Genomic DNA, 14371 nt, shown 5'->3' on the forward strand with positions numbered 1-14371 from the left:
GCGCGGGAGAGGAGGGCAAGCATGGCCACGAAGAGAGCGCCGGCAAAGCCGCGTCGCGAGCCGATGTCGCGAGTGGATACCGCCTGGTTGCGGATGTGCCGTCCGACCAACCCGATGATGATCACCGGCGTGCTGATGTTCGACGAGCCGATGACGCTCGAGACGCTCAAGCAGGTGATCAGGAAGCGGTTCCTCGCCTATCCGCGCTTCCTGCAGAAGGCGGTCGACACGCCGGCGGGCGCCTCCTGGGTCACCGATCCGGACTTCGACCTCGACTGGCACGTGCGGCTGTCGGCACTGCCGGGCCGGCATGATCCGAAGTCCGAGAAGAAGGCGCTGGAACGCTTCACCAGCCAGATGGCTTCCTCGCCGCTCGACAAGACCAAGCCGCTCTGGCAGTTCCACCTGATCGAGCGCTACGGCACCGGTTCCGCACTGGTCGCTCGTATCCACCACAGCTATGCCGACGGCATCGCGCTGGTCCAGGTGTTGCTGTCGCTGACCGATACCAGCCGCAAGCCGGATGCCGGCAAGGACCTGCGCTCCGCCTGGCTGAAGAAGGATGGCGCCGAAGTCGTGCGCCGCGTCGGCGCCATCGACCGCTACGTCCAGATCGGCGGCAAGGTGCTGGGCAAGGGCATGGAGATGATGCAGGACCCAACGCTGGCGACCATGCTGGCGAAGGAGGGCGGCGAAATCGGCCGCGAACTGCTGCATGCCCTGTCGCTGTCGGACGATCCGCCGACGTTGTTGCGCGGCAAACTGGGTGTGAGCAAGCGCGTGGCCTGGGCCGAGCCGCTGGACCTGGAGGAAGTGAAGGCGGTCGGCCGCGCCTGCGACTGCACCGTCAACGACGTGCTGATGGCCGCCGCTGCCGGTGCGCTGCGCAGCTACATGCTGGAACGCGGCGAGCAGCTCGATGGCGTGACCCTGCGCGCGACGGTGCCGGTCAACCTGCGTCCGCTGGAGCACGCCCGCAAGCTGGGCAACCATTTCGGCCTCGTGTTCCTCGACCTGCCGGTCGGCGAGGACAACCCGATCCGCCGCCTCGAGCGGGTAGCGGAGTGCATGCGTGACTTGAAGAATTCTCGCCAAGCCATTGTCGCCTTTGGACTTCTTGCAGCACTCGGTATGGCGCCTTCCGCCATCCAGGGTGTGGCGCTGGAGTTGTTTTCGCGGAAGGCGACGGCGGTGGCCACTAATGTGCCCGGCCCCCAGCAGCCGCTCTACATGGGCGGCGCGCGACTGCGGGACATGATGTTCTGGGTTCCGCAGACCGGGTCCATCGGGATCGGCGTGTCCATCCTCAGTTACAACGGCCGCGTGCATTTCGGCCTGATCGCCGACGCCAAGCTGATTCCCGATCCGGATGCGGTGATCCGACGCTTCGGCCCGGAGTTCGAGAAGCTCCTGTACCTGTCACTGATGGGCGACTGGGAGCAAACGCTGGACGCGCCGGCGGCCAGCGCCCTGCTGTCCTGATTCCCCGCCGCCACCTGAATGAACAGGGCTCAAATCGCGTGTTGTGAACATTTCGCTGGTTAGGCTTGCCCCCGTTCCGCACCGCAAGCCACCCAGGAGATACCCATGAACGCGATGCTCAAGACCGGCGCCCTCGCGGCGCTCACCGTGACGATGCTGGGCGGTTGCGCCAGCTACACCGGCCAGACCAACGACCCGAACGATCCCAACCGCACCCGCACCGGCGCCCTGATCGGTGCCGGCATCGGCGCGGTCGCCGGCCTGCTCAGCGGCAGCGACGCCACCGAACGCCGCCAGCGCGCCCTGGTCGGCGCGGGCATCGGCGGTCTCGCCGGTGGTTCGATCGGTGCCTACCAGGACCGCCAGGAAGCCGAACTGCGTCGCCAGACCGCAGGCACGGGCATCGACGTCAGCCGCGACGGCGACGTTATCAAGCTCAACCTGCCGGACGGCGTGACGTTCGACTTCGGCAAGGCGGACCTCAAGTCGCAGTTCTATCCTGCGCTCAACAACGTCGCCGCCACGCTGCGCGAGTACAACCAGACCATTGTGGAAGTCAGCGGCCATACCGACAGCATCGGGTCGGATGCGGTCAACCAGCGCCTGTCCGAGCAGCGTGCCGCTGCGGTCGGCAACTACCTGATCGGCCAGGGCCTGCAGCGCGAGCGCTTCGAGATCGTCGGCATGGGCAAGCGCTATCCCGTCGCCAGCAACGATACCGACGCCGGCCGCGCGATGAACCGTCGTGTCGAGGTGCGTGTGCTGCCCGTGCGGTCGTAAGCCATCACCGCATGGACGAGAGAAAGGGCCGCGCAAGCGGTCCTTTCTCTTTGGTGCGTCCGCCGCGCGCTGTCAACCCGTTTCCAGCATCGCCATCCGTTGCCACAATCGGCGTCCCACCCGGTCCATCGGGTTTTTCCAGTACGGACGCAATGCAAGACCGCAATCCCCAGATCGCCCAGCACATCGCTGCCACCATCGCCGCCGAGATCGGTGCGCAGACCGCCCAGGCCAAGGCCGCTATCGCCCTGCTCGACGAGGGCGCCACCGTGCCCTTCATCGCGCGCTACCGCAAGGAAGTCACCGGCGGCCTGGACGACACCCAACTGCGCAACCTGGAAGTCCGCCTGACCTACCTGCGCGAGCTGGAAGACCGCCGCGCCGCCGTGCTCGCCAGCATCGACGAGCAGGGCAAGCTGACCGGCGAACTGCGTGCCGAGATCGAGGCCGCCGACAGCAAGGCGCGGCTGGAAGACCTCTACCTGCCGTACAAGCCCAAGCGCCGCACCCGTGCGCAGATCGCCCGCGAGGCCGGCCTGGAACCGCTGGCCGACGGGCTGCTCGCCGATCCGACCCAGGTGCCGGAAACCGCAGCGGTGGCCTACATCGATGCTGGGAAGGGCGTCGCCGACGCGAAGGCCGCGCTGGACGGCGCGCGCGCGATCCTGATGGAACGCTGGGGCGAGAACGCCGCGCTGGTCGGCGAACTGCGCGGGTGGATGAGCGACGTCGGCGTGATCCGCGCGAAGGTCGCCGCCGGCAAGGAGAACGAAGGCGCGAAGTACCGCGACTATTTCGACCACGCCGAGCCGCTGGCCAGGATTCCCTCGCATCGCCTGCTGGCGCTGTTCCGCGCGCGTCGTGAGGAGATCCTGCTGCTCGATCTGGATCCGGGCATGGACGCCGAGGCCGGCCACCTGCTGGCCGAAGGCCGCGTCGCCGTGCACGCCGGCGTGTCCGCGCTGGGTCGCGCCGCCGACAAGTGGCTGCTGGATGCCTGCCGCCTGACCTGGCGCGCCAAGCTGCACATGCACCTGTTGCTCGACCTGTTCAACCAGGCACGCGAGAAGGCCGAGGCCGAGGCCATTACCGTGTTCGGCGACAACCTCAAGGACCTGCTGCTGGCCGCGCCCGCGGGGCCGAAGGCCGTGCTCGGCCTCGATCCCGGCCTGCGCACCGGGGTGAAGGTGGCGGTGGTGGACCGCACCGGCAAGCTGGTCGACACCGCGACGATCTATCCGCACGAACCCAGGCGCCAGTGGGATCAATCCCTGCACGTGCTGCGCGCCCTGTGCGCGAAGCACCAGGTCGACCTGATCGCGATCGGCAACGGCACCGCCAGCCGCGAGACCGACAAGCTGGCCGGCGACCTCATCAAGCAGGCGTCCGACCTGAAGATGGACAAGATCGTCGTCAGCGAAGCCGGCGCATCGGTCTACTCGGCGTCCGAATTCGCGGCGAAGGAATTCCCCGACCTCGATGTCAGCCTCCGTGGCGCGGTATCGATCGCGCGCCGGTTGCAGGATCCGCTGGCGGAACTGGTGAAGATCGAGCCCAAGGCGATCGGGGTCGGCCAGTACCAGCACGACGTGGACCAGTTCCGCCTGGCGCGCGCGCTCGATGCGCGTGTCGAGGACTGCGTCAATGCGGTGGGCGTGGACGTCAACACCGCGTCGGCGGCGCTGCTGACGCGCGTGTCCGGCCTGTCGTCGACCGTGGCGGAGAACATCGTGCGCTTCCGCGACGAGCATGGCGCCTTCCGTACGCGCAAGGCGCTGCTGGGCGTGCCGCGCCTGGGCGAGAAGACGTTCGAACAGTGTGCGGGCTTCCTGCGCATCGCCGATGGCGACGAGCCGCTCGATGCCTCGTCCGTGCACCCCGAAGCCTATCCGGTGGTCGAGCGCATCCTCGCCGGCAGTGGCCGGCAGGTGAAGCAGATCGTCGGTGACATCGTGTTCCTGCGCGGCGTGAAGCCCGAGCAGTACACCGACGACAGGTTCGGCGTGCCGACGATCCGCGACATCCTGAAGGAACTGGAAAAACCCGGCCGCGACCCGCGTCCCGAGTTCAAGGCCGCCCGCTTCGCCGATGGCGTGGAGGACATCAAGGACCTGCGCGAAGGCATGATCCTGGAAGGCGTGGTCAGCAACGTGGCCGCGTTCGGTGCGTTCGTCGACATCGGCGTGCACCAGGATGGGCTGATCCACATCTCCGCCCTGGCCGACCGCTACGTGAAGGATCCGCGCGAGGTGGTGAAGGCCGGCGACATCGTCAAGGTGAAAGTGCTGGAGGTCGACGTGGCGCGCAAGCGCATCGCACTGACGCGCCGCCTCGATGACGCGCCGGCACCGCAGGCGCCACGCGAGGCGCGGACGAACGACGCGCGTTCGCCGCGTGGCAATCCGCGCGACCAGCGCCGTGGCGCCGCACCGGCCAAGCCCGCGTCGCCGCCGTCCGACAACGCGCTGGCCGCCGCCTTCGCGCGGGCCCGCGACAAGTCCTGATCCCTGACGGGGGACATCGATCGCCGATGTCCCCCGGCGTTTTTCAGCGCTTCTTGCGCGGCTTCTGCGTCGCGACCGCTTTCGGCACCGACGCCAGCAGTTCCGCCGACGCGACCATCGAGTCCATCGCACGCTGCAGCCCGGCGTGGGCGCCATCGCGCAGCACCTTCTCGATCTGGTCGCCCTCCAGCTTGCGTACCGTCTTCTCGTCGGGCTCGGGGAAGGCTTCGCGCAGCGCCACCAGCGCGCTGCCGATCGCGATGTCGAACAACTGCGTGCCATCGAGCCATTCCACGCCATCGAACTTCTCGCGCAGCGGATCCGGCTCCGGCCACCACGGATCGATTTCGGGGATCAGCGGCGGCAGGCGTTCGTACAGCAGGTCGAGTGCCAGGCGAACGCCCTGGCAGCGTCCGGCGAAGCGGCCGAGCACGTCGCGCGCGTGCTGGCCGATCAGGCGGATCGCGCCCAGGTCGAGCTTGGCCAGCGGAATGTCGGTTGCCGTCAGCACCGCTTCCATCACGCGCTCGTCCCATAACAGCGTCCAGTACAGGCGCGAGTTCATGCAGCGGATGCGTTCGGGCCGCGACAGCCAGACCGCCAGATTGCGGTAGTAGGCCTTGATCTCCTCGAAGTGGGCCTGCCCGCTGGCGGACGACAGGAAGCCGTTGCGCCATACGTGCCCCGGCGGCAGGCCGCCGTCGCTGAAGAGGCCGATCAGATTGACGTTGACGAAGTGGTGCCAGGTCGCATCGGTGACCACCCGGCCGACGCCGGCGCGGTGACCGTCGTAGGCGCAGATGCCGCCGAAGGTCTGCGACTGCGTCGGCTGTTTGCCGCCCGAGCGGGTACCGCCGAGCACACTGTTCCACGAGATCAGTTCAGGCAAGGGGCGCGGCCCGCCGTCGGTGGCCGCCGGATATTCCGCGCCCAGTGCGCCACCGAAATTGAGGTTGGCACCGGTGGCCGTCGGTTCGAGACATTCGCCTTCGTGCGGATGATCGGGCATCACCCGGATCGCGCCGCGCGGACCGCACAGCAGCGGGTGCGGGTAGGTGTAGCGGAACAGCCCGTTGCGGCGCGAATACATGCGCGGCTGGATGGTCTGCGGCACATCGTCGGACTGGTCTTCGAACGACGACACGCCCGGCGGCCGGTTGGTGTCGTTGCGACGCGGTCCGGCCATGCTGACTTCATCTTCGCCGCCGGTCGTGGAGTCCCAGCGGCGCATGCCGCGTGCACGCGGAATCGCATGACACAGCGCCTTCCCGAGCGCGCCGTGGTCGCCGGTGGCGAACACGCCGCCGCCTGCATTCATGAACTGGGTCAACGCCCGCAACTCGTTGTCGGAGAGTCGATCCGACGGATATCCGGCGCCGCGCCCGCCGCCGTACGCCGTGTTGATGCCGAACAGGAACGCCGCGTCGTACATGCCGGTCCCGAAATGCGCGGCATTGTCGAACTTGAAGGACGGGATGCGCTGGGCGATGCGGGTTTCCGCCGACATCAGCTGGCTGCTGGCCACGTTGTTGATATGCGCCAGCGTGATCTCGAAGCGCGCATGGCGTCCCGGCATGGCGAGCAGCGAGCGCACGAAGGTGGACAGGCCGAAGTCGCCTTCGGAGAAGTCCAGGCCGCCGTCGGCTACCAGCAGCAGCTTGACGGTGCAGGGCCGCAGGAACGGCCAGTAGAGCTCGGGAGTGAGGCGCCAGTCGTCGCGGAAGCGCTCGCGAAGTTCCAGATGGCGCAGGTTCTCTATCGTCAGGGGTGTATCGATGATGGGCATGGTGCTGTCCTTGGCTGAGTGGCTGAGGATCCCTCCTGCACCAGGAATAACGCCGCGCTCCAGGCGCGACGGACACGTGCACGTCCGTTACGCCCCGTATTCATGAAAAATCAGGGTTTTCCTACAGTCGTCAGCGATGCGAGGCCGATGTTCACCGGCATCGCCATGGATCCGGGTCAGCGTGCGGCGTAGGGCGTGAGATAGCGGCTCAAGCCTTCCGCGCGCAGTTGTGCTGCGGCGGACATCCAGTCGATCGGCTGGCCGCGCTTCAAGGCCTCGAGCGTCGCCACGACGGACAGTTCGACTTCCGGCAAGCCTGCCGCGCCCGCGGCGTTGCGGCGCTGTTCGATCGCGTCGAACAGCACGGCATTGGCTTCCGCATACGTCAGTGGCGCCGTGGTGCCATGCGCAGCGCGCCATGCCGGGGTCTCCAGCACCCCGTTGACGTGGGACAGGATCAGCCACGTCGCGCGGCCGATCAGTTTCAGGTTGCCGGGTTGCACGCTGGTCATCGTGTTGCCGACCACCCGGCCGCGCTTGGCCATCACGCCGGTGGAGTGGGCATTGAGCAGCATCTTCAACACGATGGTCTGGTTGAGTTCGAAGGCATCGCGCTGCGGCACGGTCACCGCGATGACCGGTACGGGCCGGGGCAGGGCGGCGACATCGCGCAACACCTCCGGGGCGAGCGGCCGCGCGGACACCGACACCAGCGCCAGCTCGGCGCCGGCTGCGGCAGCGGTGTCCAGCCATGCGCGGTTCGCATCCTGGTGCGGTTCGTCGCCCAGCAGGATCAGCGCGCCGGAATCGCCGGCCACGGGCGCGTTGCGCTGCATGTTCGCGTCCGAGAAAGACAGGTCATACAGCGCCTGCTGTTCGTCGCCGGCATTGGCGAGGCCACGCAGCGCGGCCTCTTTCAGGTAGGGATCGTGGATGCCGTTCTCGAACGGCGGCAGGTACAGCGTCTTGTCGAGCCCATGGAAGGGCCGGTGCAACAGTGCCTGCCAGGCCTGCGCGCCGTCGGCGGCCGGCGTCCACACCTGGATCCAGGAGCGCCGTTCGGTCGCATTCACCGGATCGAGCGGGCCGAGCCGGAAGGTCGGCGCGCGTTCGGTGACGTCCACGAACACCGGCATCAGCGCCCGCGTGGCGAGGTAGGTCGCACGCCGTCCATTCGCGTAGCTCGCCGCTTCGCGGTCGGTCCACGCGGCCAGTTTCGGTGCGGCGGCCGCGGCGGTCTGCTGAAGGACGGTGAAGCCGCGCAGGCGGTCGGCGATGCCGGCATCCCCGAAACCCAGCGAGGCCAGTTCCTCGGCCGACAGCACGTCGCGAAGCACGGCGCGCGTGGCGTCTTCCAGCACCACGCCCAACACGTAGAGGCTGGTGGTGGTGGCTTGCATGCGGGTGGAGCCGGTGATCGCCTGCGGTCCGGTCGGCAGCGGGACCTTGATGATGCGCGCATCGTCCAGCACGCGCCGGCTGCGTTCGAACGGACGCAGCACGTCGTCCGGGTTGTTGTAGACGAACCAGGTGCGCCGCGCTTCCGCGCCGGCCTGGTCGGCGGCGGCGAGCGCGGTGCCGATCACCGCCGAGGTTTCGCCGCCCTCGGTGACGGCGAACACCACATCCTGCGGTCCGATGCCGTTGTCCTGCAGTTGCAGGCGGCCGATCTCGGGAACGTCCTCGAAGCCTTCCAGCGAGGCGATCAACGCGCGGTCGCCGCCGGTGATCTCGCCGCGCACGCGCTCGCCCAGGGCGGGATAGCGCGCCTCGATCTTCGCTGCCAGCGGCGACTGCGCCGTGCGCTGCCAGAACGGGCGCCACAACCCGCTTTCGATCGTCTCGGCCAGGCGGCCGGTGGAGCCGGTGCCGTAGAAATACAGGCGGTGGCCTTCGCGCAGCGCACGCGCGATCTCCCGCGACGCCGCCTCCAGTGTGGCCAGGCGGGCCGGATCATCGGCCACACCCTGCAGCGCCCTCGCGATGTCCTCGTCCACCGCGAGCAGCGAGGACAGTCCATCGGCCGTGTCGGCGGCGATGCGCGTACTCAGGTCGAAGCTGCGCGGATGGCGCTGCTCGGTCAGCAGGCTGTGCAGCTGGAACTGCTGCTTGTTCTCCACGAAATCCTGCGATTGCGCCGACGGCGTTACGCCCAGGCGATTCGGAGCGGATTGGGTCGCTGCGGGGATTGCCACACCGGCCATGACCAAGAAAGACATGCTGCGCATGATGCGTTTCGCCATACGGGACATCGGATTCCTCACCTGACAACGGAAGAATGCGTCGATACCGGCGGAAGATCCCCTCGCACGGCCCTCCACGCAGGCTGCTATCGTCGCGACAACGATAGCAAACGGTCGTGACACTATGCCTCGATTCCTGCGTCCGCTGCATGCTGCATTGCGCCCCGGGCGCCGCCGACGCATCGCCGCGCTGCTCCTGCTCGGCATGATCGGCCCCGTCATGGCGGCCGACCGTGTCGCTGCAGGCGTCGCCTGCGATTGCGCCGCGAGGGCGCCACGCCTGGGCATCGAGGTGCTGCTGGAGCAGCGGCTGGATCTGATGCGCGGCAAGCGCGTGGGCCTGGTGACCAACGCCACCGGCGTCGATGGCCGGCTGCGCAGCAACGTGGACCGCTTCGCCGCGCATCCGGCGTTCAGGCTGGTCGCGCTGTTCGGCCCCGAGCATGGCGTGCGCGGTGACTTGCAGGCCGGCGACAAGGTGGCCTCGTCGCGCGATCCCGCCACCGGCGTGCCCGTGCACAGTCTGTACGGCGAACACCGCGAACCGACCCCGGCCATGCTGGACGGTGTCGACGTACTGGTGTTCGACATCCAGGACGTCGGCACGCGCTTCTACACCTATCCCTACACCCTGGCCGGCGTGATGCGTGCGGCGAAGCGGGCCGGTATTCCCGTCGTCGTGACCGACCGTCCCGATCCCATCGGCGGCATGCTGGTCGAGGGGCCGGTACTGGAACCGTCGCTGGCGTCGTTCGTCGGCCTGTTCCCGATCCCGCTACGCCACGGCATGACCCTCGGCGAACTGGCCACGCTGTTCAACGCCGAATTCGGCATCGGCGCCGACCTGCATGTGGTGGCGATGCAGGACTGGCGGCGTGGCGACGAACCGCTGCGCGGGCCGCTGCCGTGGGTACCGCCTTCGCCTAACATGCCCACCCCCGACACTTCGCTCGTCTATCCGGGCATGGGCTTGCTGGAAGGCACCAACGTGTCGGAAGGACGCGGCACCACCCGGCCGTTCGAGACGGTCGGTGCGCCCTGGGTGGACGCGCCGGCGCTAGCCGCACGGCTCAATGCGATGGCCTTGCCGGGTGTGCAGTTCCGTCCGACCTGGTTCACGCCGACGTTCTCCAAACATGCAGGAAAGGCGTGCGCCGGCGTGCAGCTGCATGTCAACGACCGCGCCGCGTTCCGCCCGGTCCGCACCGGCATCGCGGTACTGAAGGCGTTGCACGACCAGCATCCGACGGACTTCGCTTTCCTTGCCGGCGAGCCGCCGTTCTTCGATCGGCTCGCCGGTGTGCCCTGGCTTCGCGATGCCATTGCGCGCGGCGACACGGTCGACGCTATCGAGGCGCGCTGGACGCCGGCGCTCGAACAGTTCCGGGCGATGAGGCAGCGCCATCTGCTGTATCCGGAGGTCGGGCGATAGGCGTGACGTACAGGGAAATCGGCTGTCCGGCACGGTTCATCGCGACCATCGGCACGGCGGTGGCGGCTAGTGCGGGACGTCAGGCACGGCGTTTGCGGGTCCGGCTGCGTCCGGCAGGCCTGCTGTTCTCGGCGCCCACCGTGGCCGGATGAAGGCCCTGCTGCAGGCGCTCCAGCGACGAAAGCGTGTCGGTATAGGCGATGAAGTGCTGAAGGTAGCCCGGCGACACCTCACGCATGAAGTGCAGGGCGCGGTGGATCAGCTTGCCGGAATTGAGCGGCCCGGCGTCGGCGGGCAGGTCGTCGAGCGACGCGCGCAGCTGGCTGTCGGTGCGTACCTGCGTCCACACGCGGCGCGCCTCCTCGAGTGCTGCCGGCGACGGATGCGCAGGCGCATCCGTCGCCGGTGCGGTTCCTGTCTGCACCGGTGTGCACCGTTGCAATGCGGCGGCCAGCGCGCGCAACGCGCTGGCATCGACGGATCGGGCCTCGCCTTGCGGGAGAGGCGGCGTCCAGCCGGCGAGATCGCCAGCGTACGTGGCGATCAGGGTGGCCAGGCGCGCGTCCAGCAGGCGCCGCGCGTCGCCTGCATGCGCTTGTGCGCGCGCTGCCAGCGCGTCGATGAAGGCGAAACGCACCGGATCCATGCGGTCGGCGCCGTGCGCACGCCAGGCCTGCAGCTGCGCGGGTGCGGCCAGCGCGTCACCGTCCATCGGCAGCGGCATCGCGCTTGGCGGGACGCGGGATCGGTGCGATCTCGACGCGGCGGTTGCGGGCGCGGCCCTCTTCGCTGTCGTTCGCGCTGACCGGCTGCTCGGCGCCGAATGCCGCGGCGAACACCGACGACGACGGTACGCCATCGGCGATCAGCGTGCGGGTGACGGTCAGCGACCGTTGCGCCGACAGTTCCCAGTTGTCGGCGAACAGGCGGTTGTTGCCGCTGACCTGGCGGTCGTCGGTGAAGCCGCTGACCATCAGGATCTCGTCGCGGGTGCGCAGGTAACCGGCCAGCGGCGCAGCGAGACCCTTCAGCAATTCGCGGCCTTCGGGTTGCAACTGGTCGGAGTTCAGCGCGAACAGCACGTTGCCGCGGATACCGATGCGCCCATCGACCAGGGTGACGCGGCCTTCGGCCAGCGGTTCGGCCAGCGCTTCCTCCAGCGCCTTGCGCTGCTGCGCTTCCAGCTCGCGCCGCTTCACTTCTTCGTCCAGCCGCTGCGACAGCTGCGCCTGCACGGCGATCACGCCGACCAGCACGAGCACGAACGCGCCGAGCAATACCGACATCAGATCGCCGAAGCTCGCCCAGACGGGCGCGCCGAGGTCCGCGTCGTCTCCGGTCTCGACGCTCACGCGGCTACCGCCGGCGGCATGCCGCCCAACTGCTGCAGGTCGAGGGTGATCTGCCGCTGCGCCGACAGGCTCAGGTCGATCACCTCGCGCGCCTGCGCCACGTAGTACGCAAGCTGGTCATCGCTGCGCGCCAGCGAGCGGTCCAGCGCGCCTTCGATGGCTTGCAGACGCACCAGCAGCGCCTCGTTCGACTGGCCGAACAGCTGCACGGCCGTGCCGAGCGCGTCGCCGAGGCTGGCGACCTCGGTGGCGCCCGCCGCGACCTGCGCGGCGATGCCGCCGAGCTTGCCGGTCTCGGCTTCGACATGGTCGGTGAAGCGGGTGCCGACGCGGTCCAGCAGGTCGGCCGACGTGGCGACCAGCGCATCGATGGCGCCGCGCTGTTCGGTGGACGCATGGTTCACCGCATCGAGCAGGGTCTGCAGCGTTTCCATCAGCTGGTTGCGTTCTTCCAGCATGGCGGTGTCGCGGACCATGCTGTCGGACAGCGTCTGGCGCAGTTCGGCGATGACGTCGGCCGCCGCGCGCGGTGCTTCCGAGGCCGCCTGCACCAGTTGCGAGATCTCGGCGATGGTCTGCGTGGAATGCGCCTGCGCCTGCGCGGTGATGTCCTGCGCGCTGCGCGCCAGCGCCTCGCAGATCTCCTGCTGCAGGGTCGCGGTGCGCGCACCGGCCTGTTCCCATTGCGCCTGCAGGATGGCACCGGTCGCCGTCAGCCGTTCGGCCCAGGCGGCGAGGCGCCGTTCGTCCTGCGCGGCGAGCGCCTGTTGCAGGCCGGTATGCGATGCGGAGATCGCGTCGAGGAGCGTGGCGGCGTGGCGCTGCGTGTCGGCGGCGCTGGCGGCCAGGGCTTGCTCGTTGCGCGCGGCGATACCGGCACTGGAGATCTCGTGCCGTGCGAGTACCTGGTCCCAGCGCTCCGACAGTGTCGCGGCATTGCGCTCGAGCTGCGACGACACGCTCTCGACCAGCACGGACGCGCGCGCGTCGAACGCGCTGGCCAGGCGCTCGGTCAGCGCCTGCATGTCGCCCGTGAGCGTGGCGTTCGAGCGCTGCTGCTGCTCAACGGCTGCCGTCCAACTGGCGGCCGCGGCCGCGGCGGCTGCGCCGAAACCGGCATTCAGGCCATCCAGTTGGCGTTGCACCGCCTGGTTGACCGTGTCGTGTATCGCGGCGGCCTGCCGAGCGAGTCCGGCAAGGGTCGCCTCGGTGGAGGGCTGTAGCGCGGCGACCACCGCACGTGCGCTCGCATCGACACCGTGCTTCAGCACGCCTTCCAGCGACGCGGCCAGTTGCGTCTGCGTCGCTTCCGTGCGCTCGTGGAAGGCGTTCTGGCTGGCGACCAGGCGCTCACCGGCGGCGGTGTTCTGGTGCTCGATCGACGCCACCATCGCCTGCAGGCGCTCGACCAGGTCGGGCATCAGCGCGGCCTGCTGCTGCAGCAGGCGGAAGGACTCTTCGCGCTGGAACGACCGCGAGTGGATATGCAGGGAAGTTGCGATCTCGGCGTCCAGCAGGTGCACGGCGTGCTGGCGCTCGCGCCGGCACAGCGCGGCCAGCAGGCCGAGCACCGCGGAGGTGGCTATGCCGGCGATCGACGTGCCGAAGGCGAAGCCGAGGCCCTTCACCGGGGCGGCCAATGAGCCGCGGATCGCGTCGATGTCGGTAGCGCTCTCGAGCGCCAGGCCGGTGCCGCGCAGCGTCGCCATCATGCCCAGCAGCGTGCCCAGCATGCCGAGCAGCACCAGCAGGCCGACCAGATAGGGCGTGAGTGCCGGCGCGGGCAGCGCCACGCGCTCGCCTTCGATGCGCTGGCGGACCGAGGGGCGCAGGCTCGGGTGCAGCGACGACACCCAGGCCGCCAGGCCCGTGTTCGCGCTCGAGGTATCGGCGACGGCACGCAGCAGCGTGTCGGTGGCCTGCCGGTAGCGATGCAGTTCCAGCGCGCCGGCGATGTAGCACGTACCGATCACCAGGGTGACCGCCACGCCCAGCGCATGTGTGCCGACGTAGCCCGCGCCGATCCAGATGACGATGGCGAGGCCCAGCAGGAACAGGGCGGAGGGAAGCAGGTGTCGGTTCATGGTGTTCCGGAGACAGGCGGAGAACGGAGCGCGGCGAGCAGCCCCTCGATGGGATGGAAGCGGACGTCGAGCTCGGCAAGGAGTACGTCCCGCAGGTCGCGGCGGAAGCCGGCCAGCCAGGCGGCGTCCGGGTCGTCGGCGTAGGCCAGCTTCAGCCGGTCGAAGTGCGTGCAGAGCAGGGCGGGCGTGGCCGCGAGCAACGCCTGTTCGCGCGGACTGAGCGTCATTTCCATGACGGCGTCGACCTCGGCCAGCCGCGCCTGCGCCGGCGAGCCGGTGGCCAGCGCATCGCGCAGCCGTCCACGCAACTGGCCGGTGGCGGCCTGCATTGACCGCTGCAAGTCCAGGCAATGACGACGGAAGGGGGCGGTGTCATCGCCGGTCAGCGCGTCCAAGGTGTCGGTGCGGAAGATGGCGGCCTGCAGGGTGGCGCGCACGCGGGCACAGGCGGCTTCTTCGCCCTCGACCGGAATCCCCGCCGCACCGGCCGCCGGCGCTCCGTCCAGCGCGCGCGACAGCGCGATGGCCCGGTTCCAGTCGACCCACTGGCCCAGCCGTTCGGACAGGCCGGGGCCTGCGGACGGGATGTGGAGGTCGCCGAGCCGTGCGAGGCGCCGGACGAAGGCGGGGGCCGACACGGCCACCCGGGATTGCGCTAATGCCACGCTGAAGCTCAAAAAAGACGGCGATTTTACAGGAAGCGCCAAG

The 14371-nt window shown here is 69.0% G+C and carries 10 protein-coding genes; 4 read left to right on the top strand and 6 right to left on the bottom strand.

Annotated elements, in window-relative coordinates:
• The first annotated feature begins 21 nt into the window (after window positions 1–21).
• The 3 genes from AC1Q5B_RS12145 to AC1Q5B_RS12155 all read left to right on the top strand — a co-directional run bounded on the left by AC1Q5B_RS12145 (window position 22) and on the right by AC1Q5B_RS12155 (window position 4766).
• A complete protein-coding gene (locus AC1Q5B_RS12145; RefSeq protein ID WP_492631913.1) occupies window positions 22–1482 on the top strand; it encodes a WS/DGAT/MGAT family O-acyltransferase in 1461 nt (486 codons plus the stop codon).
• 105 nt (window positions 1483–1587) lie between these two features.
• Window positions 1588–2262: a YiaD family glycine zipper/OmpA-like lipoprotein gene (locus tag AC1Q5B_RS12150; protein ID WP_492631914.1), complete on the top strand. Its 675-nt coding sequence runs from the start codon at window positions 1588–1590 to the stop codon at window positions 2260–2262.
• A gap of 152 nt (window positions 2263–2414) precedes the next feature.
• On the top strand, window positions 2415–4766 hold the full coding sequence (locus AC1Q5B_RS12155) for a Tex family protein (RefSeq protein WP_492631915.1): 2352 nt from the start codon (window positions 2415–2417) through the stop codon (window positions 4764–4766).
• 43 nt (window positions 4767–4809) lie between these two features.
• On the opposite strand, the gene AC1Q5B_RS12160 is transcribed toward AC1Q5B_RS12155, so the two are convergent.
• Together AC1Q5B_RS12160 and AC1Q5B_RS12165 are read right to left on the bottom strand one after the other, a co-directional pair.
• Window positions 4810–6552, bottom strand: coding sequence for a hypothetical protein (locus AC1Q5B_RS12160; protein ID WP_492631916.1), 1743 nt, complete (start codon window positions 6550–6552; stop codon window positions 4810–4812).
• Window positions 6553–6728: 176 nt separating this feature from the next.
• Entirely contained in the window at window positions 6729–8780 is a 2052-nt protein-coding gene (locus AC1Q5B_RS12165; RefSeq protein WP_492631917.1) for a hypothetical protein, read from the bottom strand.
• Window positions 8781–8919: 139 nt separating this feature from the next.
• Between AC1Q5B_RS12165 and AC1Q5B_RS12170 the strand changes: the two genes are divergently transcribed.
• On the top strand, window positions 8920–10227 hold the full coding sequence (locus AC1Q5B_RS12170; RefSeq protein ID WP_492631918.1) for an exo-beta-N-acetylmuramidase NamZ family protein: 1308 nt from the start codon (window positions 8920–8922) through the stop codon (window positions 10225–10227).
• Window positions 10228–10306: 79 nt separating this feature from the next.
• Here AC1Q5B_RS12170 and AC1Q5B_RS12175 read toward each other — a convergent pair whose 3' ends face one another.
• The 4 genes from AC1Q5B_RS12175 to AC1Q5B_RS12190 are packed head-to-tail and all read right to left on the bottom strand — an operon-like array spanning window position 10307 to window position 14340.
• Entirely contained in the window at window positions 10307–10939 is a 633-nt protein-coding gene (locus AC1Q5B_RS12175; RefSeq protein WP_492631919.1) for a DUF2894 domain-containing protein, read from the bottom strand.
• Window positions 10929–11579 (bottom strand): OmpA family protein, encoded by a 651-nt coding sequence (locus AC1Q5B_RS12180; RefSeq protein WP_492631920.1) that lies wholly within the window; start codon window positions 11577–11579, stop codon window positions 10929–10931. Before AC1Q5B_RS12180 ends, AC1Q5B_RS12175 begins: the two co-directional genes overlap by 11 nt.
• A complete protein-coding gene (locus AC1Q5B_RS12185; protein WP_492631921.1) occupies window positions 11576–13663 on the bottom strand; it encodes a DUF802 domain-containing protein in 2088 nt (695 codons plus the stop codon). The genes AC1Q5B_RS12180 and AC1Q5B_RS12185 overlap by 4 nt, the downstream gene beginning before the upstream one ends.
• Complete coding sequence (locus tag AC1Q5B_RS12190) at window positions 13660–14340, bottom strand: DUF3348 family protein (RefSeq protein WP_492632093.1); 681 nt, start codon at window positions 14338–14340, stop codon at window positions 13660–13662. The genes AC1Q5B_RS12185 and AC1Q5B_RS12190 overlap by 4 nt, the downstream gene beginning before the upstream one ends.
• Window positions 14341–14371: the final 31 nt, after the last annotated feature.

The organism is Pseudoxanthomonas sp. GW835-FHT14C01, assembly GCF_058793715.1.

What these genes read in the sequence shown, in the direction of transcription:
- AC1Q5B_RS12145 (WP_492631913.1), top strand. Translation starts at nt 22, where the DNA reads ATGGCCACGAAGAGAGCGCCGGCAAAGCCGCGTCGCGAGCCGATGTCG.
- AC1Q5B_RS12150 (WP_492631914.1), top strand. Translation starts at nt 1,588, where the DNA reads ATGAACGCGATGCTCAAGACCGGCGCCCTCGCGGCGCTCACCGTGACG.
- AC1Q5B_RS12155 (WP_492631915.1), top strand. Translation starts at nt 2,415, where the DNA reads ATGCAAGACCGCAATCCCCAGATCGCCCAGCACATCGCTGCCACCATC.
- AC1Q5B_RS12160 (WP_492631916.1), bottom strand. Translation starts at nt 6,552, where the DNA reads ATGCCCATCATCGATACACCCCTGACGATAGAGAACCTGCGCCATCTG.
- AC1Q5B_RS12165 (WP_492631917.1), bottom strand. Translation starts at nt 8,780, where the DNA reads ATGCGCAGCATGTCTTTCTTGGTCATGGCCGGTGTGGCAATCCCCGCA.
- AC1Q5B_RS12170 (WP_492631918.1), top strand. Translation starts at nt 8,920, where the DNA reads ATGCCTCGATTCCTGCGTCCGCTGCATGCTGCATTGCGCCCCGGGCGC.
- AC1Q5B_RS12175 (WP_492631919.1), bottom strand. Translation starts at nt 10,939, where the DNA reads ATGGACGGTGACGCGCTGGCCGCACCCGCGCAGCTGCAGGCCTGGCGT.
- AC1Q5B_RS12185 (WP_492631921.1), bottom strand. Translation starts at nt 13,663, where the DNA reads ATGAACCGACACCTGCTTCCCTCCGCCCTGTTCCTGCTGGGCCTCGCC.